Raw genomic sequence first — 23,718 nt, 5'->3', positions numbered from 1 at the left:
CTGTATTTTATTTATCAAGCATTTTTGACATACACTTCGGTACCTTTTCCCAGATCAACATATTGGAAAGACCGTGTCAGCTTGATGGCCCCGGAGGGACTGATGTCAAACTCAAGCTTTTCAAAACTCCCCTCAGGATTGCTTGGATAGACAAAGAGATTGTTACCTGCATACACATATTCTTCTCCAAATACTTCATTTTTGAGCCAAAGGGAATTATGGTTATTAAATAGACTGAGGGTTTTCTTGGGATCATTTTCATGGATATAGGTTCCTGTCAGCTTGTCGATGGAAGCAGGTTCTACAGCCAAGGTCCTTGCCATTCCCACATTGAAGACTACTTTGCTGACACCCTTTGAATCGTCCTCCACTTTCAACTGACGGTCTTTGGCAGCCTTGGCCCAAGGGTCTTTGGGGATGTTTTTATCTCCCGTAAAATACAGCTGCGTCACCAAAGGCTGATAGCCCTCCGCGGTCACCATCATGTGAAAATGTGCCGGACGGATCAATCCTCCCCCTGCATCATAGGGAACGGGGATGATGGTCTGAAAAGAATAAATGCCTTCGGTGTCCGTATAAACAGTACCTCGGTAGCGGAAGGCTGCAGTAGCATTGTCATAGACACCCGCTTCGTCACAATGCCAAAGCTCAACCTTTGCGTTTTGGTAAGGAGTGGTGCAGTCCTGATGGAGGATTTTACCAAGGAGTTGTACTTTACGGCCCTTCGAACCGGCTACAACCAAGTTGCTGCGCTCGGGACTGCCGGGTCTGTAGAATGGCCCCAAAATATCAGAAGTCGTAGCACAATCTCCCACATACCCTGTCCCGTCAAAGCGTATAAATCCGAATGCACTCACCGCAGTGGCGCATAGGGCTGATGTCTTGATAAAATCTCTTCTTTTCATGGCCTTTGGGTTTTGGTTGAAAAAACATCTTTGTCAATCCAATTCCAATCTAAAAAAATATTTGGGCAAATCCGATTCTGACCAAAGAATCAAGTACCAACAGTCCGATATACTTTCCGAAACAAGGGGAATATTTTTCTAGGAGTGATTTAAATATTTAGATGTATTGGATAATTAGGAGAATAGTTTTAATTTTAGGCAATTTCTAATCTTTTTAAACCATTATATCCAATTTATCAAAATACTTCATGACACAAATTGTTCAAAATTCTGATTTATCAAATAAGCTCCCTGCTGAGGTTAATATTGAAACATTCAAATCTGTGTATTATTGGCTGAACGCAAAACCTGACTCCCATATAAAAGTATTTCCTAAAGCCAGATTGGTAAGTTTTAATGACATTTTAAACTTAAATGAAAAAATTCAACAGAAATTACAAAATCATCATTTATTTACAAATATAACATCGCTTACAATAGGGTTTGAAAAAGGTGAGATAAAGACGTTTAATGCATGGGAAGTCTTTAAATCACACCACTGGGAAATTCCTGATAAAACAGAAAGTGTTTCTATTAACTGGGATATTACCATTAAGTTGCCTAATTATGAACTTCCTCAAAAGCACACCCTAAAAGTCCGTTTGGGTTCTTCATTAAGACCCAATGAATTTTTCCATATGATGACAAATGGAGATGATGAAACAGAATTAAAAGAAAATTTATCTTTTGTTGTTTGCAAAGTTGATTTTATAAATGTTGTAATTTCTAAAGAACTTATACAAATTGTCGAACAATGGTATAATGCCCTACCACAACTTTATTCTAAATCTACATATCAGAATTTTCTTGAAAAACATCGATCAATAATTGCTCGGTCAGGTCATTACATAACAACCTTTATCGGCCTTGCTATTTTATATATAATTTTTAAGATTCATTTAAAAAATTTTGAAATATCTAACTTTAATAAAGATATCTACCTAGATGCTGTATTCTGGGTAATTTGCCTTTTTGGAACTTATTTTATTTGCAATATAATTGGAGCATCTTTTGGCCAACTTATATATGAAAAAGTTGACAACATTGAAGGTCCTCATCCTTTTGCAATTACCAAAGGAGATAAAAATGAACAAACCGAAATTGAAAGAAAAAATGGAAAAATTACAAATAATTTGACTTGGCAATTTTTGATTAGATTAACAGTCGCTCTTATCTCCCTTATCATTTCCAAATTTGTATTATACAAATAGGATTTAGCCCGATTGCTAACGCATTCCGGGTATAGTATAACGTCTGATTCTGACAGGGTGGGATTTGTAATTCCACCCTTTTATATTTTTCAATTTGTTATTGGATTCCAAAAAATCCTAAATTTCTATTAGTACTCAATTTCTTTATTCTCATCCATTTATATTCCTATTACAGATTTTCCACTAAAAAAAAAAAAATCACTTGACCATGAAAAAACCATCATTACAAACAATGACAGATAGACACCTTCAAGAGCATCAAACGGAGCTTTTAAGGCAGATCAATTCAAACCTCTCTTGGCTTAACAATATCATTGCTACTGCGCTACTTTTAGGATTAGGATACCTTGTCATCAAGTTATTTTCTTAGAATAAATTAATTTATACCTTAGTTTATTTCAAACCCAATCTTAATATGGAATCAATCCTAAATAGACAATTTGATGAAAAGTTAATTGAATTGATAGATCATTTTAAAAATTATCCTGAATTACTCCCTTTCGTCGGAAATAACTGGAATGATTCAAAAAAGATCCTTCTAATTGGAGAAAGCCACTATTTTCCATTTGATGAAGTTAAAGAATACTCGTCTATTGAATATTTTAATAATTGGTATAAAGAAAATTCAAATGGAATCAATGAGGAACATAAGAATTGGATAAAAACTCGAAAAAATATTTTTGATTTGGAGCAGAATATCTTTGGGAAGGCTATATCCATGTATTTTAATATTAAAAAAGCTATTCTAACATTGCCTGAATTCAAAGATTCTTCTGTTGTTTTTGACAAATTTAGCTATCTTAATTATTTCCAAAAACCTGCGGTTTACAAGGGAAGAAAAAATGAAAACCGTTCAATAATTGTCACTGACTTTGATAAAAAGTTTGCATTTCAAACACTTTTACAGGTTTCAGAGGTATTGAAGCCCACAACCATAATATTTGTAAGTAAAAAATCTTTTGATTCCTTCAAGGTAGAAAAGTCTAACCATGATTCTATGTTGCTTAAAGATATAATAATTGATTTTGCACCGCATGCTGGCAGACCATGGTGGAATAAAAAATCTCGGGTCTACGGAAACAGGACTGGAAGAGAGAAATTTATAGATTTAATTAAAGAGTGCTATTCAAAATAGGCCTTTTCTAAGAGTAATTCAAGGGTTGGTAGTAGGTTGGTCGAAATAAAAATTACATCCTTTTATTTTTCTTCGTCTGAGTAAAATTTGTAATTCCACCCTAATATTTTTTTCAATTTGAAATTTGAATTTACTGTTCTTGATCCAAACAAAAATTAAATTACAAATAGTCGGAAGTGCCATTATTAAAGAATAATTTGTTTTTACTTAAAATAATTTTTTTTTACTTATTTCATTTATATAGAAATATGAAAATTTAAATTTAAATTTTAAATTTAACCACAACATACTAAATATTATATATATGATGAATGTAGAAATTACTGTAGCACTAATTACCGCAGGTGCAGGTTTAGCATTAGGTATATTTAATTCCATTAAATATGTTTCAACAAAAAGAAAACTTTTAATTCTTGAGGAACAAGGAAAAAAATCTGAACAAATTCGATTGAAAGCCACAGAATCGGGTGAAGTTTTAATTAGATATCTATCTGATATTATAATTTCTCTAGAAACCCTAAAATATCATAAAAAAAATAATACTGGACAGGAAATAGAACCATTAAAAAATTTAAACATTGCACTTTCAAGTACATATCGAAAAAATTATGAATCCGCACTCTATACTACACCCTATATAAAGGAAAAAGTTTTTTCAACTGTAATTCCTTTACTGAATAACAAATTTGAACTTACGGATGATAACATCGAAACGTGGATTGAAAAGATAAAAATTCTTCATACAGAAGTTGCAGAATTATATAGATCGACCTATTTAGGTAGTCTTTCTTTAGGTGTAATTTAACCCCTCTCTGGGTGTAGTTTAACGTTTTATAGTGTTCTGGGTGGGATTTGTAATTCCACTCTTATATTTTTTCCTATTTGTAATTGGATTACATGAATTACCAAGTTATTTCAGTTTAGAAAAAAAATATAAATTAAAGATGATTAGAAGGTGAAAATACAAAATTCACCTAGCTCCGGTAAAGCTGAATGAATTTATAATTGGACTTTAAATTTAAAAAATTTTGAAATATGACTAACCAAGATGGAAATGACTTTGAATCTGTAAAAATTTTTATTGATACAATACACAAAGATTATGAAATTTGGTATGCCAAAGTGTGCCGATTAAATTACCGGATATGGTATTCACTACAGCTGATAACCTTATTGAGCGGCTTTTTAACTTCTATCTTTGTAGCCTTTCAAACTCAAGCTACATGGACACCGACAATAAAAATTATTTGCATTATAATTCCTTTAATCGGATCATTGGCAGCGACAATTGTTTTGCAATTTAAAGTCTTTGAAACCTGGAAACTTAGAGAAGAAGGAAGGATTTCTTTTCAAAATTTGGTCAATTTTAGTAGAAGTCAATTATTAAAATGCAAATCACAAGAGGACTTTCAAAAACTACATGAAGAGATATCTTTAAAAACAAATGAAATTGAAAATGAACAATCCAATAAGTTTTTTTCTTTGTATGGCAGTAATTTTATCGCCTCCTATGCCACAAAATAAAAATCAGCACTAGCCTTAATCAAACCCCTTTTATTTTCCCAATTTGTAATTGGATCCTCACTCACCTTATTTCCTACCCAGTTCATCTTTTAAATGAACTTGTTCGTCTCTAAGATAAACTCACTCATCTTTTTACCTAACTTTCTGTCCTTTTTTTATTTAGCAAGCACCTTTTTATATCAAGCGGGAATCTTTTACCATTAAGGTTGAGTCTTTTTGTATCAAGTTTGACTCTTTTTATATCGTCGTTGATCCTAATCATATCAAACGAGGGTCATTTTTTATCAAGGGAGCATCTTTTTGTATCAAGTTTGGCTCTTTTTGTATCAAGCGAGGATCTTTTTACATCAGCGTTGAGTCTTTTTATATCAAGCGAGGATTTATTTATATCAAGGTTGAGTCTTTTTATATCAAGCGAGCATCTTTTAGTACCAAACTTGGAATTCCGAGATCCAAAGTTGGTCACTGGAAGTACTCGATTGGTTCTTTTTGATATTCCATAAAAAAGGCCGAACCATACGGTCCGGCTTTTAATACTTCAATAGTTCAAATCAATGGTATTCTTTTACACACCCGATCCGCCATTGGAGGCTCGGGGCTTCTTTTCAAACCGCTTCCGCATGTCTTCATAGATGGCTTTGGCTTCAGGGGCATTGACCTTCGCAGCTTGTTTGACCGAATTGTAATAGCTCAGGGCGCTGACATAGGCAGATGATCCCGATTGCATGGCAGTATCGCTCATGGTGTCCTGAATCTGCGCCATGATCCGGATCAAAGCCATGAGACCGCTGCTGTTGTTCCAGTCTTTTTGGAACTCTGCCTGATCAACAAAAGCTGGAAGAAATTCCGGGCTGTTGATGGAGTAGTCCAAGGCCTTGTCGACAAAAGGCTCTGTCCCATCACTCATTTTGGGAAGTTTCTTACGCTGTTCCGGCGTGAGGGCGATCACATACGGAGCCAAGAGGCTCTGTATATTCTGAAGATTGGCCTTGATGGCCTGGAAATCCGCTTCTGGGATCTCGATGGAGTTTCTGTTATCCATACATTGAAAATTAGGGGTGAATAATTAAAAACTGCAAGTACCATGTACTTGGAACAAAATGTAGTTATTGTTTGATTAAGAAAAAAGGGTTTAGGTAAATTATTTTAAAAAAAGATAGTTTTGTATAACGTTTAGCAGTTTGTTGACTAGAATTGATTGAATAAAGAAGGGTTATAGCGTTTGAAAAAGGGTATTCCCCTTTTTACCTAACTGAGTCACCAATTTGGTGAACTAGGTTGCTTATCAGGTAAAACCACTCGGCTTTTTGGTGAACCGTCCGACCTAAAGGGTCTGACGGTGGGCTAGCTTGGCAAACCGTCGGACCTTTTTGGTCAGACGGTTAAAAGTATTGAAGATCCATCTAGCCTTTGAAGTGCAAAGAAGAATATTTTTAACTAACCGTCCGACCTTCAGAGTCTGACGGTGGGTCAGTTTGGCAAACCGTCGGACCTTTTTGGTCAGACGGATAATATTATTCGCTTAAAGTCCAATCTTTGAAGCGCAAAAGAGAATATTTTTAACTAACCGTCTGACCTTCATGGTCTTACGGTGGGTCTTCCATAGAGGATGACGTTGCAGATTGGACATGATTTCACACCATTCTTGTAATCTCAAAGCAGATCAGAATATAATAAGTGTACAATTGACATTTTTTTTAATATCTTTCCTTATATTCATCAATCAAAACTGCCATTTTACCTCCTGTTGGAGGTTTCACAATATAGATAACCTATTAAGCTAAAGACAATAAACCTAAAAAACCATGCACTACAACTTTAAATCCTTGACTTTTCAGGCCTTTTTGGTCTGTTTCCTTGCGTTTCGCTCTGCAGCCTTGTCACAGGACGGGACGATCTACCCACTTGAAGCACCTGCAGAACCGCGGGCCATTTTACTTGGTACAGGAGGCGTCGAAAACCAACCTGCAAAAGAAAGTTGGTTCAAACAGTGGGGCGATCCGATGGCCCGAAACATCACTGTTGCCACCCTTACTCCTTTCCTCCCCGAACCAGGAAAAGGAAACGGTACTGCCGTGATCGTCGCACCGGGAGGTGGATTCAGTTGGTTGTCAATGGGCAATGAAGGTTGGGAAGTCGCGGAGGCACTTGCGAAGCAGGGAATCGCGGCCTTCGTACTCAAGTACCGACTCAACCCGACTCCGGAGTCTTTGGAGGATTTTTCGGCTTGGATGAACCGTCCTAGAACTGCACCGCCCGCAGCACCAGCTTCCGGTTCCGCACAACCTGCCACTCCTCCCCGTCCACCGCAAAGAGACTTATCCAACCAACTGGAGGATGCCGAGGCAGCCTATGCCATGATTGTGGCACGTGCCAAGGAATGGGGCGTTGATACCGACAGGATCGGAATGATCGGTTTCTCGGCAGGTGCAGGATTAACGATGCATTCTACCCTTCACTCCAAGACCATGAAGCTTGCCTTTATCGGTCCTATTTATGGAGGCATGGGTCCCGTAGACGTTCCCAAAAATGCCCCTCCGATGTTCAATGCGATTGCGACGGATGATTTTCTGTTTCAGGGACAGTTTGGAGTGATTGAATCCTGGTACAAAGCAGGTATCCCGGTGGAATTGCATCTGTATCAGAATGGAGGACATGGATTTGGTCTGGGTAATCCCGGCAGGACAAGTAATAAATGGTTTGATGCATTTATCCATTGGTTGGATGTCAATAAGTTTCTTGCTGCAAAATAAAGCCGGGAAATTTCAATGGCCGGTTTCAATAGACTAGTTCCAAGTCTGAAAAAAAGTTAGACACCCTTCGAGGTCTAAAAGACATTTTGATATCCACTAAGCCACGGGTTGAGACCCGTGGTTATTTTTTGTTGGACCATTTTTTGGTCTCCCATCGACAGAACGGTACGCGGCGTCGAATTTTCCTTCTGGCGGGAGTTTCATAGGAGGTTTTTACCAAGAGGTTGGGGATTTTGGAATTAAGCCCCTTAGTGGGCCAAATTATAATAGTCATTGAAATGGTTTGATTTCTGATTTCCTTTTACGCAAATCATAATTTCTCCTTGTATTTTCGTCTCTATTTTATTTTTTCGTTACCAAATGGTTTACTTTTTTTTACAAATCTCAAAAAATAAATTTATGTTTGGTATATGCTGATAGGTCACTGGAATCAATTGAAACTTACAATATCGAAATATCCATACTTTTTTATTTTCGCCTTCATAATCTTCAATTTCAGTACTTTAGATTGCTATGCCCAAAAACCTCACATCGAAGGTGGCCTGTTTAAGGAAGGTTTGCTGGAATTAAAATTCAAAGAAAATTGGAAGTACCAACCCGGTGACAATCTTGAATGGGCAAACCCGGATTTTGATGACAGCGATTGGTATAATTTAAACCCGATCGAATTGAAAGCCTACCAAATGCCCGACAGCCTTTGGTCGGGATATGGATGGTGGAGGATCAGTTTTACTGCCGACCCAAAAACAGTTGCTGAAATAGAAAGGCTATATTTTTATTCTTGGGGTGCAGCAGAAATTTACCTGGACGGTGAGCTTGTGGCTTCATTTGGAAATTTTTCACCAGACAGCCAAAATGAAAAAACCTATTCTCCCAACTATGCTGGGGACAGACCTTTGAAAATCCTACCAAAGGATGTGCATACCCTTGCTGTGAGGTTTTCAAACCATCAGGCCAAAACAAACCATCAGGTCTTCAGGTACTTTTCTGAAAACCTTGGCTTTAATATCGGCTTTTCGAATGCCGTCCGGGCAGAATATTCAGACTTTCGATATGCCAACAGTTTTGCTACCCTTTCCGTGATTGTGGTCGTGCTTTCTATCCTATTGCTGTTGCATGTCTTGCTCTACATCAAATTCAGGAAAGAAGAGCCTTACTTGGTGATTACGCTCATTACCTTTTTCTTTTTATGCGCTGCCATCTGTGCCCACATCCTTTTGTTTGTGGATCTGAATGGCTTCACCAATCCAATTTTCAGTGGTATCTTAAATTCAACTGCTTTTGGTTTGGGCTACAGCTTTTTGCCCTATTCTCTCAGCTCCTTGTTTAGGATCAAAAAGTTCTATTGGACCAAACATTTGGTTTGGTTAGCCCTTTTGAGGACAGCCAATTATTTTGTCAATGTATTCAACTTTATTCTTTTTGATGCTACCATTATCCTTGCGGTCATTATTCTGATGGTGGTTATCATGCGGATAGCCATCCGGGAAAAAAATAAAGGAGCGCTTTATGTGACTTTCGGGGCAGTCGGTACTTCCGTATTCCTGTTGGTCAATAGGATGGTCAATGCTGACATCATTTCGCTTAGCACATCGCTTTATTACCTGGACCTGATATTGCTGTATATCAGTTATCCATTGGGTATTTACATTTACATCACCAACCAATACGGCAGGCTCTTTTTAGCCATGGAACAGGAAGTGGAAGAACGGACCCACCAACTCAATGCCATGGTACTCAACCTGACCAAAACCCAAAAGGAACTTTCCACAAAAAATGATGAAAATGTATTGTTGCTGAAAGAGATTCATCACCGGGTCAAAAACAACCTGGAGGTAGTATCAGGTTTGTTGGCTTTGCAGTTTGCAAAAATTGATGACCCCAATATGCAGGAAGTCATGTTGTCCAGCCAAAACAGGGTGAAGTCAATGGGCATATTGCATCAAAAACTCTATCAAAGCGAGCAGTTGGCATTTATAGAGATGAAAAATTATTTTGAAAACCTCTGTGAAAACATTCTCGACTCCTACAATGAAACTGACAGGATCAAGGTCGATATTGAAATGAAAGAAATTGAATTGGATGTGGACACCGCTGTGCCTTTGGGTCTGATAGTCAATGAGCTCCTGACAAATTCTCTGAAATACGCCTTTCCAAAAGGAGTAAAAGGTAAAATTGAACTGAGTCTGAAAAATGTAGACAATGACAATTTCCAGCTTAAAATCAGTGATAACGGAGTTGGGAAACCACTGTTTGGAAAAGCGATAGGAACAGGTTTTGGCTCGCAGTTGGTGGATTTGCTGACCCGTCAGATTGATGGCAAACTGATACAGGATGTCAGCAACGGGACTTTGATTTTAATTAATTTCGAAAGGCAGGCAACGGCCAAGGTCTAAATTGTTGGATGGTTCATTATTTGGATTCAGTAATTCCTTCAACTTGATCAAATATTTTTAGTATAGCCCCGAAGTAGGCGAAACTACAATCGCCAAGGTCAAGGTGCTGCACTGATATTTGTACTCACTATAATCTTCATGCACAGCAGCCCATGGTAAAGAATGAGGTTTGTTCTGTATTTCGGTCACGAATCTCATTTGATATAGAATTTCAAATACCGAAATGGTTGGGAAAATCTTATTGTTTTTTTCTACAATCCTTGTGATTAATTGGTTCGCGTTTATTTCTCATGTCACTTTTTGTCTTGAAACAAAAAGTAACCAAAAAGTTCAAGAAATTTTAATCCTCCCCCACACGGTGCCACGCCGGCCCGGTAAAATTTCCTGCTCCCCGCTGTGGTTTCATAGGAGGACTTTTTCTTAAGAAAAGGATTCTGGAATTCCTTTGTTTGGACCTTTAATTAAAAAAAATAGTCCGCCGCGGCGGAGCGAAATATGAGTAGCCATGGGTAAGGTGCTAAACTAAATTCAATAATTAATCAAATCTTCATGCACCGCAGCCCATGGTAAAGAATGAGGTTTGTTCTGTATTTCGGTCACGAATCTTATAAAGTAGAGAATCTCATTACCGAAATGGTTGGGATGAATTTCTTTAATATACTCTTAACATTCTTGCCGATTTTCTTTACGTTTTATTCTTTAGTCACTTTTTGTCTTGAAACAAAAAGTAACCAAAAAGTTCAAGAAATTTTAATCCTCCCCCTCACGGTGCCACGCCGGCCCGGTCCGCCGCGGCGGATCTTCCTCCCCTCAAGTGTTCCATAGGAAGATTTTTTTAAAGTATGAGATTCCAAAAATCTTATCTTAAATCCCTTACAGGAAACTATTTTTAATCCACCTACCCCTACCCCTCACCTTCACCCCTTCCTCTCCGTCCTCCGAGACGATTGGGGTAAATCCATATCAACCACCTATTTGCCACTTCAAACCTGCCTTTTTTCTCCCTTGATGCAAATCATGGCTTTAGCTGATTTATGTCAGGTTTTTATCTAGGTTAAGTGGATACTTTTAACACAATACAAAGATCCAATTCCAACCAAAAACATTCCTGTCATGAATAACCTGAAATCACACACCATCCTCGAAGAAGCCGATGATATGCTTGATATGGCCAAAGAAGAACTTTGCCGACCTGAGGAAGACGTCGTCCACTACAATGTCTGCAAGCACGCTTACAAAGCCATCGAAAAATACATGACAGGGTACCTCCTGCAAAACGGAGTCCACATCCAGCAGTCCAACCATATCAAGGATTTATTGAATCAGTGCAGGGCGCTAGACAGCAAATTCAACCAACTCAACTATGATCCGGTCATCAGTGCCGAAGATCCTGAGAAATTGATGATGAATATGCATACCGCCAAAACTTTCATCTTCCTGGCCGAGAAAACAAGAGATTACGTCGGCCAAAAATAACCCCAATCCAGCTTTTAGTTTTTTCTGTCAAAGGTCAGGCCTGAAGCGGAAGAAACTCCAAAACCTCTTCCTCCAAGAGCCATAGTCCATACATTTTATCCATACCACTTCGCGAAACCGTCATGGAAAACAAAAAAAACAATTTCAAATACCCCGGCACCAGGGTTGCGATGGACGGCAACACCGTCGCCATCATGTGTGAACGAGAATCCTCCGATGCCGCAGGAGCCTACCCAATCACCCCATCTACTCAAATGGGGGAATATTGGGCTGAAGAAGCTGCAAAAGGCCATCTGAATGTATCGGATAGGCCTTTGATTTTTATAGAGCCGGAAGGTGAACATGCAGCAGCGGCCGTCACCGCAGGTCTTTCGATGACCGGTTTGCGCTCTGCCAACTTCTCCTCCGGACAGGGTATCGCCTACATGCACGAATCACTCTATGCCGCTGTCGGCAAAAGACTCACTTACGTGCTCAATATCGGTGCCCGTGCCATGACGAAATCCACCCTCAACGTCCACGCAGGCCATGATGATTACCATGCCATTGACGACACAGGATTTTTTCAACTATTTGCCAAAAAAGCACAGCACGTCGCTGACCTTAATATCATTTCACACAAAATCGCTGAGCTTGCCCTGAACCCCGGGGTAATTGCACAAGATGGATTCCTAACCACCCACCTGATCGAGTCTCTGATGCTTCCTGAAAGGGAACTGATCAAAGAATACCTTGGCCGTCCTGATGACATCATCCCCACTCCCACTCCGGCACAAAGGATGATCTATGGCGATACCCGTCGTAGAATCCCCGAAGTATGGGATGTGGACAATCCCATGATGGCAGGCATCGTCCAAAATCAGGATTCCTACATGCAGAGTGTCGCGGCACAGAGACCCTTTTTCTTTGACCATATCAAGGACATTACCGATCAGGCTTTTGAAGATTATTATGCCCTCACCGGCAGGAAATATGAAAGGGTAATGACTTACAGGGCAGAAGATGCCGAATACCTGATCCTCGGACAAGGCAGTGTCGTGTCAAGTGCCGAAGCAGTGGTGGATTATTTGAGAAGAACTCGCGGACTGAGAGTCGGGGTCGTTGACTTGGTCATGTTCAGGCCTTTTCCGGCGGATCTTTTAGGAAAAGTCCTGAAAGGAAAAAAAGGCGTGACGATTTTGGAAAGATTGGACCAACCGCTTTCTGAGGATTCTCCGATCATGCGGGAAGTCCGCTCTGTCATCACCAAATGCATCGAAAACGGTAACCACAAAAAAGACCTTCCCTATCCTGAACTTCCCTCTTACACTGCCGGCGAAATGCCCGCTTTGTACACTGGCTCTTTTGGTATGGGTAGCCGTGACCTTCAGCCTGAAGGTATCATCGGCGCAGTAGAAAATATGTTGCCGGACGGCAAACACAAAAAGAGGTTTTACCTCTCCATTGATTTTATCAGGGAAAATGCCTTTACCCCAAAACAAAGGGAGCATCAGGAAAATATACAGGAAGCCTATCCCCATGTCAAGGAACTTGCTGTCCATGGTTCGGAGAATCCAAACCTGATGCCTAAGGACGCCATCACAGTCAGGTTCCATTCTGTCGGTGGTTGGGGCGCGATCACCACAGGTAAAAACCTGGCCATGACGCTTTTTGACCTGCTTGGCTATGACATCAAAGCCAATCCAAAATATGGCTCTGAAAAGAAAGGACAACCAACCACCTACTATTTGGCGGCAGCTCCCGAGCCTATAACCATCAACTGCGAATACTATTTTGTCGATGTGGTGCTCTCTCCCGATCCCAATGTGTTCAAGCATACCAACGCCTTGGCAGGATTGAAAAACGGAGGTGCATTTATCATCCAAAGTGAAAGAAAAACTGCAGATGAAGTGTGGGCGGACATTCCAAAACATTACCAAAAAACAATCATAGACAATGACATCCATGTATTCTATGTAGATGGATTCAAGATTGCAAGGGAAGAAGCTACTGATCCCGAACTCCAACTCAGGATGCAGGGGATTGCCTTCCAAGGGGCTTTCTTTGCAGCATCTCCACTGATGAAAAAATCAGGGTTGACCGATGTCGCCCTACTCAAAGCCATCGAAGACCAACTGCAACATAAATTCGGTGGCAAAGGTCAGCGTGTGGTAGATGACAACATGCGCGTCGTCAGAAGAGGTTTTGACGAAGTCCATGAGATCAAAAACAAGGTGCTTGGAGCGCAGACCGAAAAATCCAACGGTCAGTTGATTCCTGTCATCCCGACCATGCTCAAGGACGCGCCAAAAAGCCAGTCCAACCTTACCGATATCCACCGGTTTTGGGAACAGACCGGAAGCTTCTACCAAAGCGGTCGAGGAAATGACAACCTTACGGATCCATTTATCGGTCTTAGTGTCATCCCTGCAGCCACTTCTGTTTTCAGAGACATGACAGGCATCCGGTTCGAACATCCGGAATGGATCGCCGACAACTGTACTGCATGCGGCAATTGCTATACCATCTGTCCCGATACAGCCATTCCTGGATTGGTCAGTGAACTCTCAGATGTACTCGATACCATTTTGAAAAGGGTAAAAAGAAACCATGATAAACTGGAGTTTCTACCCAAAACTGTGAAGCAACTGGAACCCAAAATCAGGGCGCTTTTCAACGAAGACCACAAAGGCGTCACAGTCAATATGCTGATCAATGAAGCCATAGACCAGGTTTTGGAAACTGAGAAAAAGGATTCTCTTCTGAGAGTTGAACTAGGATGGTTCAGGGAAGAACTGGGGGATTTTCAATTTGCTCTTACCCGACCTTACTATGACCTCCATGAAAAAAAGCAACCAAACAGCGGCGGTCTTTTCAGCATCACCATCAATCCCAACACCTGCAAAGGCTGTATGGAATGCGTGAAAGTCTGTAACGACGATGCCCTCAAAGTGGTCAAGCAAACAGATGATTCCATTGCTCGAATGAGAGAAGAATGGAGCGTATGGTCTGACCTGCCCAATACGCCAAAGAAATACAACCGCATCGACGATCTCGAAGAGAAAATCGGTCCACTCGAAACCATCCTCCTTGACAAAAACGCTTACCAAAGTTTTGCGAGTGGTGACGGGGCTTGTTTGGGATGCTCGGAGAAATCAGTCGTCCACCTCTTTATGGCTACTGTCGAATCCCTGATGCTTCCACGTGTCGAAAAACATGTTGCCTACCTCGAAGGTCTGATAGACAAATTGGAAAAGCATATCCAAAGCAAGTTGATGAAATCCATGAACCTCATGGATACAGACCTGATGTCCAAAATTGTCGCAGAAAACCATGGCACAGACCTGACTATCTCGGGAATTGCGAGCAGGATGGAATCCGAAAAAGGTACAGACCCAATTGATCCGGATTGGTTGACAGAAGCCACCAACCTCCTTTCTGGACTGAAGACCCTCCTTTGGAGATACACAGCAGGAACTACCGGCAAAGGCAGGTCCAGCATGGGTATGACGAATTCGACAGGCTGTACTTCGGTTTGGGGAAGTACTTATCCCTACAATCCATACCCATTCCCTTGGGCAAACCACCTGTTCCAGGACAGTACATCCATGGCAATGGGAATCTTTGAAGGCCATATGGCAAAGATGTCAGATGGCTTCAAGCTGATCCGAAAAGCCGAAATGGAGCTCAAAGGAAATTACAATCCCAAAGAACAAAGAGATTTCTTCACCTACTTCAATTGGGAGCAATTTACAGATGAAGAATGGAAATTGTGTCCACCTGTTGTAGCCTTGGGTGGTGACGGTGCAATGTATGATATCGGATTCCAAAACCTTTCTAGGATGATGGCTTCCGGCAAACCCATCAAGGTAATCGTCGTCGATACCCAAGTGTACTCCAACACCGGTGGACAGGCCTGTACCTCAGGATTTATCGGGCAGGTTTCTGACATGGCGCAGTTTGGCAAAGTCTGGAAAGGCAAGCCCGAACCAAGAAAAGAAATCGGCCTCATCGCTATGGCGCATAGAAATACCTATGTGATGCAGGGAACTTTGGCCAATACCAGCCACATGATCGAAGGATTTATTGAAGGCTTGTTGACCAAGCGTCCGGCGCTGTTCAACCTCTACACTACCTGCCAACCCGAACATGGCGTGGCCGATGACCTCGGTGCACACCAGGCAAAGTTGGCGATGGAATCGAGGGCTTACCCGATTTTCAGGTACAATCCCGACAAAGGAAAAACCCCTCAGGAGGCTTTTGACTTGGACGGAAATCCTGCCATGGATCAATTGTGGCCAACCTATGAATTGAAATACATCGAAGGCGGTAGACCAAAAACCATGACCGTGGCGATGACTTTTGCAGATTTTGCAATCACCGAAGCGAGATTCAGAAAGCATTTCCGTAAGGCTCCGAGAGACACTTGGAATGAAAATATGGTCGTGCTTTCCGAATTCCTGGAAATGGACAAAGATGCCAGAGAAGGCAAATTCCCATACATCTGGGCTGTGGACCAAAAGCAGCTGCTCAGCAGGGTTTTGGTAGCCAAGACCATGGTTGAATCCTGTGAGGAACGCCGGGATTTTTGGATCATGCTCAGGGCCATTGCCGGAGTTTCCGGTACCAAAGAACTTCCAAAAGAAGATGTGGAAAGCAAGGTGCGTGCAGAAGTGGTGAGCAGGATTGCCAGAGGTCTGATGAAAATGGCCGGAGATGACGGCGCAGGTATCATGGACTTGGTACAGGAAGAACCAAAGGCTAATGTCAATGGCGCTCCAAAAGCTGCTGCCACAGGTGACGCAATGGCACCTTGGATTGAAACTGAACTTTGCACTTCCTGCGATGAATGTACCAAGCTCAATCCAAACATATTCGCCTACAACAACGACAAGAAAGCCTTTATCAAAAATGCAGAAGGCGGAAGCTACATGGACTTGGTCAAAGCTGCAGAAAAATGCACTGCAGGAGTAATCCATCCGGGTTTACCTGCTGACAGGAATTTTGCAGATGCCGAAAAATGGGTCAAAAGGGGAGAAAAATTCAACTGATATCGTGCTGAATCTTCAATCACATACCTTCCGACACGGGGTTCATCCTCCGGAAAACAAAGAGGAGACAAATAAATTGCCCATCCGGCAGTTCTCTTTCTCTCCTCTGATCATCCTTCCCATGCAGCAGCATATCGGAGCTCCTTCGCGGATCATTGTGAAGGAAGGACAGGAAGTGGTGCGGGGGCAACTATTGGCCGAAGCCAATGGCTATATGTCTGTGCCGGTTCATGCTCCTGTTTCAGGAAAGATCAGAAAAATCGCCAAAGTCCCTGTTATTTCCGGACAGATGACTGAAGGCATTTACATCGAGACTTTCCCCTATTCGGGACAGGAAGTCATTGAAGGCACGCCAATAAATTTAGAAACAGCAACACCCGAACAAATCCTCAAAGGCATCCAAGATGCCGGAATTGTGGGTTTGGGAGGTGCGGCATTTCCCACCCATGTCAAACTCAAAATCCCGGAAGGAAAGGTCTGCGAGCATTTGATCATCAACGGCATCGAATGTGAGCCTTACCTGACCACTGACCACCGGGTCATGCTCGAGCAGGCCAATGATATCTACACGGGAATCCGGTATCTCATCAAAGCGACCGGTGCCAAAGAAGTCATCATCGGCATTGAAGGAAACAAGCAGGATGCTGCAGACCATTTGTCCAAACTCATTCCCACAGACCTTCCTGTGAGGGTACAGGTAGTCCCTGTCAAATATCCCCAAGGGGCCGAAAAGATGCTGATCACTTCTTTGCTGGGCAAGGAAGTTCCATCAGGAGGCTTGCCGATAGATGTGAATGCTGTCGTGGTCAATGTGGCCACCACTGCTGAGATTGGCAGGCTGCTGCCGCACGGTCAGGGAATCCAGGAGCGGGTGATTACGATCACCGGTCCGGGAGTGAAGAAAAAAGGCAATTACCTGATCCCCGTAGGAACACCTTTGCGGTATGTCCTCGAGCAGGTCGGCGCAGCCGAAAACATCAGTGAAGTCTATATGGGCGGTCCGATGATGGGTGTGGCTGTTTCCAATCTGGATATCTCCATTGTCAAAGGAACATCAGGTATTGTGGTTTTTGGGGAGGACAATATACCGAAAACAGAAAAAATATTTCCTTGCATCAAGTGTGGGGCCTGTGTGGATGCCTGTCCCATTTCTTTGAATCCATCGAAATTGGGCATTTTGGCAAAGTCAGAAGGGTATGATACCATGGCCGAGGAATTCCATTTGATGGATTGCTTCGAATGCGGCTCCTGCTCTTTTGTCTGCCCGTCCAATATTCCGCTTGTACAGTATTTCAGACTGTCCAAAGGGATCATCAGAAAACGCAACGCCGAAAAAACTGCAAAAGCCAATGTTTAGCAAAACCCTACATATCAGCACTTCTCCGCACATCCGACAAGGAATGAGTACGGATATGATCATGCGGAATGTGGTCTATGCCATGATGCCGCTTGTTGTTTTTTCAGTAGTATCCTTTGGCTTAAATGCACTTTTGGTCATCATCACCGCAGTCGCTTCGAGCGTCCTGACAGAACATGCCCTATGCCGTTGGTCAGGAAAATCATCTACCGTATCGGATTGGTCGGCAGTCATCACAGGCATTTTGCTGGGACTGACATTGCCCCCGATCTTTCCACTTTGGATGACATTCCTCGGAGGCGTGGTTTCGATCGCTATCGGAAAGTTTGTCTTTGGAGGATTGGGAAGCAATGCCTTTAATCCGGCTTTGGTCGGTAGGGCTTTTTTACAAGCTGCATTTCCGGTTGCCATCACGACCTGGCATCCCTCCTTTTTGGAAGGAAGATTTTACAGCATATCAAAGTCAGTAGCCGCTTTCCCCTTTTCCACCCCTGTGGTAGATGGGATTTCGGGAGCTACTCCCCTATCTGCATTCAAGTTTGACAAAGTCACAGCCGATACCGCGGACCTCGCTTTTGGATTCATCAGCGGCTCTACGGGAGAAACTTCCGCTGTCCTGATCATTCTAGGAGGAATCTATTTGGCAGTAAGGAAAATGATGAACTGGAGAATTCCCGTCGCCATCCTTACTTCCGTATTTGTCCTGAGTTGGATCTTACATATCATTGACAATCAAGTCTATCCCTCACCTGAATTCATGCTGTTTTCCGGTGGATTAATGTTGGGTGCGGTCTTTATGGCAACAGACATGGTCGGTTCGCCGATCACTCCAAGAGGCGTGGTGGTATATGGCGCCTTTATCGGACTGGTAGTCGTCGTTATCCGGATTTGGGGCGGACTTCCCGAAGGGGTCATGTATGCCATCCTACTGGGAAATGCACTTACCCCACATATTGACAACCTGATCAGGCCGAGGGTTTACGGTACCAAAAAGACCAAATCATGAGCGCAAACAAAATCCTATCGACCCAACCAAACCCCACCGAAGGCAGCAAAAAAATGCTGATTGCGATGGTAGGCATCGGCGTTATCTGTGCTTTGCTCATTGTCTTGAGTTATGAAGGCACCAAAGAGAGGATCGAGGTCCTCAAAGCCGAAGCACTCGAAAAAGCAGTTTTCAAAGTTGTGCCCGGCATCAGTAAAACCAAGATTTTTGAACTTACGGCAGAAGGAACTTTCGTACCCTCAGATGGAAAAGACAGGAGCAAGACCCTTGTCTATGCAGGATATGACGATTCGGATGTCTTCAAAGGTATCGCCATCGAAGCAAGCGGGCAGGGCTATGCAGACATCCTCCGGATCCTGTATGGCTATGACCCTGAGGAGCAAACTGTGGTAGGATTCTATGTCTTGGAAAGTAAGGAAACCCCGGGATTGGGAGACAAAATAGAAAAGGATGAAACCTTCCTCGCCAATTTCAAAGCACTGGTATTGGCACTGACAGAAGATCTGACTCAAATTCAAAATCCTGTTATGCCTGTGAAATCAGGCATGAAGAAAAATCCATGGGAAGTGGAAGGCATCACGGGTGCCACCATTTCGTCCCGCGCTATCGGCAATATCATCGGCGAGAGTTCGGCAAAGATGATCCCCCTGATTTATAGCCAAAAAGAAACTTTCAAATCGGTACCAAACCCCGCATCCAAATGACACCAACAAAAACCACCGACTTGAAAGCAGTTCCCAGCACCACCGATGAATTCATCAAAGGGCTGTGGCGTGAAAACCCTGTCTTTGTGCAGGTGTTGGGGATGTGTCCGACATTGGCAGTATCCAACTCCGCCATCAATGCACTTGCGATGGGATTGGCGACGGCTTTTGTATTGGTGATGTCCAACATCCTGATATCCTCGCTCCGCAATTTTATCCCGAAGCAGGTCCGGATCGCCTCTTATATCCTGATCATTGCCACTTTCGTCACCATGGTGGATTATGCGATTCAGGCCATCAGTGTGGATTTGCACAAGAATCTTGGGGCTTTTATTTCTCTGATCGTCGTCAACTGTATCATCCTGAGCAGGGCTGAAGCCTTTGCCTCCAAAAATACCATCTGGAAATCAGCCATAGATGGCTTGGGCATGGGATTGGGATTTGTACTTGCCCTGTTTTGCCTCGGAGCTGTCCGGGAAATATTGGGAAATGGAAGCATTTTCGGCTTCATGGTTTTCCCTGAATCCTTTCAGGAATGGATCATCATGATCCTTCCGGCCGGAGGGTTTTTCACCTTGGCATTTTGGCTTTTCCTCTTCAACAATTACAAACTTAAAAAAGCAAAAGCATGAAATCTGAATCCCTTTGGTACATTTTCATCAATGCGAGTCTGATCAACAACTTCGTGCTCGCTTATTTTCTAGGCATCTGTCCCTTCCTCGGTGTTTCCGGAAAAATGGAAACCGCCACAAAAATGGGTGCCGCCGTGACCTTTGTCATGATCATCAGTTCGGTCTGTGCTTTTGGCATCCATAAATTATTGACAGCCATCAATGCCCCTTTTCTATCGCTCATCAGCTACATCGTCGTCATCGCCGCCACTGTTCAGCTCGTGGAAATGGTCATCAAAAAAACGAGTCCGGCGCTCTTCCGTTCCTTGGGGATTTTCCTCCCTTTGATCACGACCAACTGCGCCATCTTGGCCGTAGCGCTATTTCAGACAGCCAAAGGCTATAGTTTCTTCGGCAGTCTTGCATTCGCATTTGGCGGGGGAATTGGTTTTACACTTGCCTTGATCCTGATGGCGGGAATCAGGGAGCAACTTGATTTTGCCGATGTGCCAAAAGTTGTCAAAGGTACCGTGATCACTTTGCTGATCGCAGGGATTCTGTCATTGACATTTATGGGATTTTCGGGACTGGGGTCTTAGGGGGCAGTGGGCAGTGGGCAGTTTATAGTAGACAGTATTCAGTGGGCAATGGTCAGTAGTAGTCAGTAGTCAGTAATCAGGAGACAGTAAAAAGGACAGTAAGCAAATACAAAAATGGAATCAGTCTGGAGTTTTGTGATCGGGATTTTGGGGTTGGTGGGGATGATGTTGGTTTGGGTTTTGGTCCAATCCCATTGGCGAAAAACCTTCAAAGACAACATCTCCGATGAAGACGTCCTCGCAGAGAGAAGAAGCTGCGGGAATTGTGGCTGTGTGAAGGTGTGTGAGAGGAAGGGTACACAGTGATCAGTATGCAGTCTTCAGTAGGCAGTTTTCAGTTTTTCAGTCCACAGTCGACGGTCCACGGTCCACGGCAGATTGTTTGAGGAAGGAGATTCAGTGGGCAGTAGGCAGTGGGCAGTGGGCAGTTATCAGATTTTAGTCAACGGTCCACAGTCGACGGGAGATGCTCGGGAGTAGTCAGTTCACAGTAGTCAGTAAAAAGTACAAAAAGGACAACAGTCGACGGAACAATTGGAAGAAGAAAAAAAGACTATGAATCAAAAATACAGGCTGTGGACCATGGACTGTGGTCTGTGGACTTTCATTCAATAAGAGCAAACTAGATAATAAAAACCAAACTTATAAATAGCACAACAATGACCTACTTATCAGACCTCAATACAAAAACGCAATACAAAGCTAAAGTCAGGAAAACCAAGCGACTGACTCCTGCCAATACAGAGGAAATCCGTGAAATCATGCTTGAGGTGGAGGACCCGGAGTTCAGATGTCAGGTGGACCAAAGCTTTGGCGTGCTCGTGAAGCATGACAGTGAATTTGGAAATGAATACCACCACCGCCTCTACTCTGTGGCTGATATTCCTTCCAAAGAAAACGGCAAAACACAACTCACCATGTTAGTCAAGCGATGCTCTTATGTGGATGACTTCAACGGGGAACTCTACCAAGGCGTGGGTTCTAGCTACCTCTGTGACAGGGAAGTTGGCGATGTCATCACCGTGACAGGACCTTTTGAACTGCCATTCAAAATCCCTGAAGACAGAAATGCCAACCTGATCCTGATCGGAATGGGAACCGGCATAGCGCCTTTCCGGGCATTTGTGAAGCATATTTATGCAGATGTGAAAGACTGGAAAGGAAAGATCCGCTTGTTCTACGGCGCAAAAAGCGGTTTGGAGCTCCTTTACCTCAATGACAAAGACGGAGACCTGACGAGCTACTATGACGAAGCCACTTTCGAAGCCTTCCATGCATTAAGCCCAAGGCCACATTGGCAAGATCCGATTTCCCTGGATGCAGCGATCGAGGAAAGGGCTGAAGAGGTATTGGAAATGCTCTCCTTCAGCAATACCTACATCTACATCGCAGGCTATGAAAAAGTCAAAGAAAACCTCAACAAGGCCTTTATCAATATCATGGGTTCAAAGGAGAAATGGGAAAACCGAAAAGCAGAGCTGATCGCAGGGAAGAAGTGGGCCGAAGTAATCTACTAATTAGAGGAATCCATTAAGGAGAAATTTTGTGGTAATTAGTGGATAGTCAACAGTCCACAGACCATAGTCCACAGTGGATTAGTTGAAAGTAGAAAATAGATATTAATTGATATTGGATATTGGTGGAAATTAGTCCACAGTCCACAGTCGATAGACCACGGCAGGCTGTCTAAAGTAAAGATTTGGTGGTGAATAGTTTACAGTCCATAGTCCATAGACCATGGTTGGATTGGTCGAAAGTAGATAATAGATATTAATTGATATTGGATATTAATGGATATTAAATAAGCGGGGCATCATCCCAAATTCCTTATTCTGATCATTGAAACGCCTGCTATAAATAACAAAAATTGAAGTCCAATTGACGCGGCCATGGACCGTGGACTATGGACCGTGGACCAAAAACCATGGACTTGGAAAAAACCAAACCCCAAAGTTTAAAAGAAGCGGCCATGGACCGTCGACTATCAACCATTGACTTGGCAAAAAAGCAAGCCCTGAAGTTCGAACGAAGCGGCCGTGGACTATGGACCGTCGACTGTGGACAATTAAAGATTAATCCTAAAACTTAACGCAACCCTCAAAACCATGACCATCATAACAGCCTTACTCGCACTCGGCGGACTGACGCTTCTCTTGGCACTGATGCTGATCGTGGCCAATACCAAACTCTATGTCTACGAGGATCCGAGGATCGATGAGGTCGAAAGCATGCTTCCCCACGCCAACTGCGGTGCCTGCGGGTATCCCGGATGCAGGCCATTTGCAGAAGCTTTGGTCAAAGGAGATATGCTGCCAGGAAAATGTACCGTCAGCAGTGAGGATGGCCGAAAAGCCATTGCTTCCTACCTCGGCGTGGATGCAGGTGCGGAAGAAAAACGGGTCGCAAGATTGGCTTGTGCCGGCGGGATCAATGTCGCCGTCAACCGTGCCCAATACGAAGGCCTGTCAAGTTGCCGTGGTGCAGCGCTGATTTCGGGTGGTGGAAAAGGTTGTTCCTGGGGTTGTCTGGGACATGGAGACTGCGAGACGGTCTGTGATTTTGATGCGATATCGATGAATGAATTTGGGCTTCCCGTAGTGGATGAAGCCAAGTGTACCGCCTGTGGAGACTGTGTGGAAGTGTGCCCCAAAGACCTTTTTTCACTCCAACCCATCAGCCGCCGACTTTGGGTGGCCTGCAAAAGTCAGGAAGCAGGAGACGGTGTTCTCGAAGACTGCGAAGTCGGCTGTACCGCCTGCGGTAAATGTGCCATGGACGCACCCGATCTCATTACCATGAAGTACAACCTTCCGGTGATCAACTATTCCGGAAGACACCAAACCCAAGTCCCGATCCAACGCTGCCCTACCGGTGCCTTCGTATGGTTGGATGAAAAAGCAGGTCCGATCAAAGGTCCCGAAGCCAAAAAGATTATACGGAAGGGGAAATTGAGAATGGGGGAAAGTTAGGTA

General features: G+C 43.0%; 19 protein-coding genes. 17 read left to right on the top strand and 2 right to left on the bottom strand.

The annotated features are described in order from the left end of the window. Positions 1 to 14: 14 nt before the first annotated feature. Positions 15 to 905 carry a dioxygenase family protein gene (locus tag NK987_RS12555; RefSeq protein WP_259264123.1) on the bottom strand — a complete coding sequence of 297 codons (891 nt, stop codon included), beginning with the start codon at positions 903 to 905 and terminating at the stop codon, positions 15 to 17. Positions 906 to 1,153: 248 nt separating this feature from the next. Between NK987_RS12555 and NK987_RS12550 the strand changes: the two genes are divergently transcribed. The 5 genes from NK987_RS12550 to NK987_RS12530 all read left to right on the top strand — a co-directional run bounded on the left by NK987_RS12550 (position 1,154) and on the right by NK987_RS12530 (position 4,814). Further along, positions 1,154 to 2,155: a hypothetical protein gene (locus tag NK987_RS12550; protein WP_259264122.1), complete on the top strand. Its 1,002-nt coding sequence runs from the start codon at positions 1,154 to 1,156 to the stop codon at positions 2,153 to 2,155. 232 nt (positions 2,156 to 2,387) lie between these two features. Then, positions 2,388 to 2,525 (top strand): hypothetical protein, encoded by a 138-nt coding sequence (locus NK987_RS12545; RefSeq protein WP_259264121.1) that lies wholly within the window; start codon positions 2,388 to 2,390, stop codon positions 2,523 to 2,525. A gap of 45 nt (positions 2,526 to 2,570) precedes the next feature. Continuing rightward, positions 2,571 to 3,290 carry a hypothetical protein gene (locus tag NK987_RS12540; RefSeq protein WP_259264120.1) on the top strand — a complete coding sequence of 240 codons (720 nt, stop codon included), beginning with the start codon at positions 2,571 to 2,573 and terminating at the stop codon, positions 3,288 to 3,290. Positions 3,291 to 3,594: 304 nt separating this feature from the next. Beyond that, a complete protein-coding gene (locus NK987_RS12535; protein ID WP_259264119.1) occupies positions 3,595 to 4,095 on the top strand; it encodes a hypothetical protein in 501 nt (166 codons plus the stop codon). 230 nt (positions 4,096 to 4,325) lie between these two features. Next, positions 4,326 to 4,814 carry a DUF4231 domain-containing protein gene (locus NK987_RS12530; protein ID WP_259264118.1) on the top strand — a complete coding sequence of 163 codons (489 nt, stop codon included), beginning with the start codon at positions 4,326 to 4,328 and terminating at the stop codon, positions 4,812 to 4,814. 565 nt (positions 4,815 to 5,379) lie between these two features. On the opposite strand, the gene NK987_RS12525 is transcribed toward NK987_RS12530, so the two are convergent. Beyond that, complete coding sequence (locus NK987_RS12525) at positions 5,380 to 5,763, bottom strand: hypothetical protein (protein WP_259264117.1); 384 nt, start codon at positions 5,761 to 5,763, stop codon at positions 5,380 to 5,382. Between the two features lie 856 nt (positions 5,764 to 6,619). On the opposite strand from NK987_RS12525, the gene NK987_RS12520 reads away from it, so the two are divergent. The 12 genes from NK987_RS12520 to NK987_RS12465 all read left to right on the top strand — a co-directional run bounded on the left by NK987_RS12520 (position 6,620) and on the right by NK987_RS12465 (position 23,715). Continuing rightward, a complete protein-coding gene (locus tag NK987_RS12520; protein WP_259264116.1) occupies positions 6,620 to 7,567 on the top strand; it encodes an alpha/beta hydrolase in 948 nt (315 codons plus the stop codon). A gap of 410 nt (positions 7,568 to 7,977) precedes the next feature. Then, positions 7,978 to 9,963 (top strand): sensor histidine kinase, encoded by a 1,986-nt coding sequence (locus NK987_RS12515; protein WP_259264115.1) that lies wholly within the window; start codon positions 7,978 to 7,980, stop codon positions 9,961 to 9,963. A gap of 1,113 nt (positions 9,964 to 11,076) precedes the next feature. Continuing rightward, positions 11,077 to 11,439, top strand: coding sequence for a HEPN domain-containing protein (locus tag NK987_RS12510; protein ID WP_258425331.1), 363 nt, complete (start codon positions 11,077 to 11,079; stop codon positions 11,437 to 11,439). A 122-nt stretch (positions 11,440 to 11,561) separates the two neighbouring features. Further along, positions 11,562 to 16,469 (top strand): 2-oxoacid:acceptor oxidoreductase family protein, encoded by a 4,908-nt coding sequence (locus tag NK987_RS12505; RefSeq protein ID WP_259264114.1) that lies wholly within the window; start codon positions 11,562 to 11,564, stop codon positions 16,467 to 16,469. 4 nt (positions 16,470 to 16,473) lie between these two features. Then, positions 16,474 to 17,826 (top strand): electron transport complex subunit RsxC, encoded by a 1,353-nt coding sequence (gene rsxC, locus NK987_RS12500; protein ID WP_259264113.1) that lies wholly within the window; start codon positions 16,474 to 16,476, stop codon positions 17,824 to 17,826. Next, complete coding sequence (locus NK987_RS12495) at positions 17,819 to 18,832, top strand: RnfABCDGE type electron transport complex subunit D (RefSeq protein ID WP_259264112.1); 1,014 nt, start codon at positions 17,819 to 17,821, stop codon at positions 18,830 to 18,832. The genes rsxC and NK987_RS12495 overlap by 8 nt, the downstream gene beginning before the upstream one ends. Beyond that, on the top strand, positions 18,829 to 19,536 hold the full coding sequence (locus tag NK987_RS12490) for an RnfABCDGE type electron transport complex subunit G (RefSeq protein ID WP_259264111.1): 708 nt from the start codon (positions 18,829 to 18,831) through the stop codon (positions 19,534 to 19,536). The genes NK987_RS12495 and NK987_RS12490 overlap by 4 nt, the downstream gene beginning before the upstream one ends. After that, positions 19,533 to 20,168 carry an electron transport complex subunit RsxE gene (gene rsxE / locus NK987_RS12485; protein ID WP_259264110.1) on the top strand — a complete coding sequence of 212 codons (636 nt, stop codon included), beginning with the start codon at positions 19,533 to 19,535 and terminating at the stop codon, positions 20,166 to 20,168. Before NK987_RS12490 ends, rsxE begins: the two co-directional genes overlap by 4 nt. After that, the gene (locus tag NK987_RS12480; RefSeq protein WP_259264109.1) at positions 20,165 to 20,746 is read left to right on the top strand and encodes an electron transport complex protein RnfA; all 582 of its coding nucleotides are present in this window, start codon (positions 20,165 to 20,167) and stop codon (positions 20,744 to 20,746) included. The genes rsxE and NK987_RS12480 overlap by 4 nt, the downstream gene beginning before the upstream one ends. 114 nt (positions 20,747 to 20,860) lie before the next feature. After that, positions 20,861 to 21,052, top strand: coding sequence for a hypothetical protein (locus tag NK987_RS12475; RefSeq protein ID WP_259264108.1), 192 nt, complete (start codon positions 20,861 to 20,863; stop codon positions 21,050 to 21,052). Positions 21,053 to 21,405: 353 nt separating this feature from the next. Next, entirely contained in the window at positions 21,406 to 22,263 is an 858-nt protein-coding gene (locus tag NK987_RS12470) for a ferredoxin reductase domain-containing protein (RefSeq protein WP_259264107.1), read from the top strand. Between the two features lie 588 nt (positions 22,264 to 22,851). Continuing rightward, positions 22,852 to 23,715: an RnfABCDGE type electron transport complex subunit B gene (locus tag NK987_RS12465; RefSeq protein WP_259264106.1), complete on the top strand. Its 864-nt coding sequence runs from the start codon at positions 22,852 to 22,854 to the stop codon at positions 23,713 to 23,715. The last annotated feature ends 3 nt before the right edge of the window (positions 23,716 to 23,718 follow it).

Source organism: Aquiflexum gelatinilyticum (genome assembly GCF_024813435.1).
GTDB lineage: Bacteria > Bacteroidota > Bacteroidia > Cytophagales > Cyclobacteriaceae > Cognataquiflexum > Cognataquiflexum gelatinilyticum.
This window is presented reverse-complemented; position numbering and strand designations above follow the sequence as displayed.

Excerpts from the sequence above, each read along its gene's own strand:
- rsxE (WP_259264110.1), top strand. The coding sequence starts at position 19,533 with ATGACACCAACAAAAACCACCGACTTGAAAGCAGTTCCCAGCACCACC.
- NK987_RS12470 (WP_259264107.1), top strand. The coding sequence starts at position 21,406 with ATGACCTACTTATCAGACCTCAATACAAAAACGCAATACAAAGCTAAA.
- NK987_RS12545 (WP_259264121.1), top strand. The coding sequence starts at position 2,388 with ATGACAGATAGACACCTTCAAGAGCATCAAACGGAGCTTTTAAGGCAG.
- NK987_RS12480 (WP_259264109.1), top strand. The coding sequence starts at position 20,165 with ATGAAATCTGAATCCCTTTGGTACATTTTCATCAATGCGAGTCTGATC.
- NK987_RS12505 (WP_259264114.1), top strand. The coding sequence starts at position 11,562 with ATGGAAAACAAAAAAAACAATTTCAAATACCCCGGCACCAGGGTTGCG.
- NK987_RS12520 (WP_259264116.1), top strand. The coding sequence starts at position 6,620 with ATGCACTACAACTTTAAATCCTTGACTTTTCAGGCCTTTTTGGTCTGT.
- NK987_RS12515 (WP_259264115.1), top strand. The coding sequence starts at position 7,978 with ATGCTGATAGGTCACTGGAATCAATTGAAACTTACAATATCGAAATAT.
- NK987_RS12530 (WP_259264118.1), top strand. The coding sequence starts at position 4,326 with ATGACTAACCAAGATGGAAATGACTTTGAATCTGTAAAAATTTTTATT.
- NK987_RS12475 (WP_259264108.1), top strand. The coding sequence starts at position 20,861 with ATGGAATCAGTCTGGAGTTTTGTGATCGGGATTTTGGGGTTGGTGGGG.
- NK987_RS12555 (WP_259264123.1), bottom strand. The coding sequence starts at position 905 with ATGAAAAGAAGAGATTTTATCAAGACATCAGCCCTATGCGCCACTGCG.
- NK987_RS12490 (WP_259264111.1), top strand. The coding sequence starts at position 18,829 with ATGAGCGCAAACAAAATCCTATCGACCCAACCAAACCCCACCGAAGGC.
- NK987_RS12510 (WP_258425331.1), top strand. The coding sequence starts at position 11,077 with ATGAATAACCTGAAATCACACACCATCCTCGAAGAAGCCGATGATATG.
- NK987_RS12465 (WP_259264106.1), top strand. The coding sequence starts at position 22,852 with ATGACCATCATAACAGCCTTACTCGCACTCGGCGGACTGACGCTTCTC.
- NK987_RS12535 (WP_259264119.1), top strand. The coding sequence starts at position 3,595 with ATGATGAATGTAGAAATTACTGTAGCACTAATTACCGCAGGTGCAGGT.
- NK987_RS12495 (WP_259264112.1), top strand. The coding sequence starts at position 17,819 with ATGTTTAGCAAAACCCTACATATCAGCACTTCTCCGCACATCCGACAA.
- NK987_RS12540 (WP_259264120.1), top strand. The coding sequence starts at position 2,571 with ATGGAATCAATCCTAAATAGACAATTTGATGAAAAGTTAATTGAATTG.
- NK987_RS12550 (WP_259264122.1), top strand. The coding sequence starts at position 1,154 with ATGACACAAATTGTTCAAAATTCTGATTTATCAAATAAGCTCCCTGCT.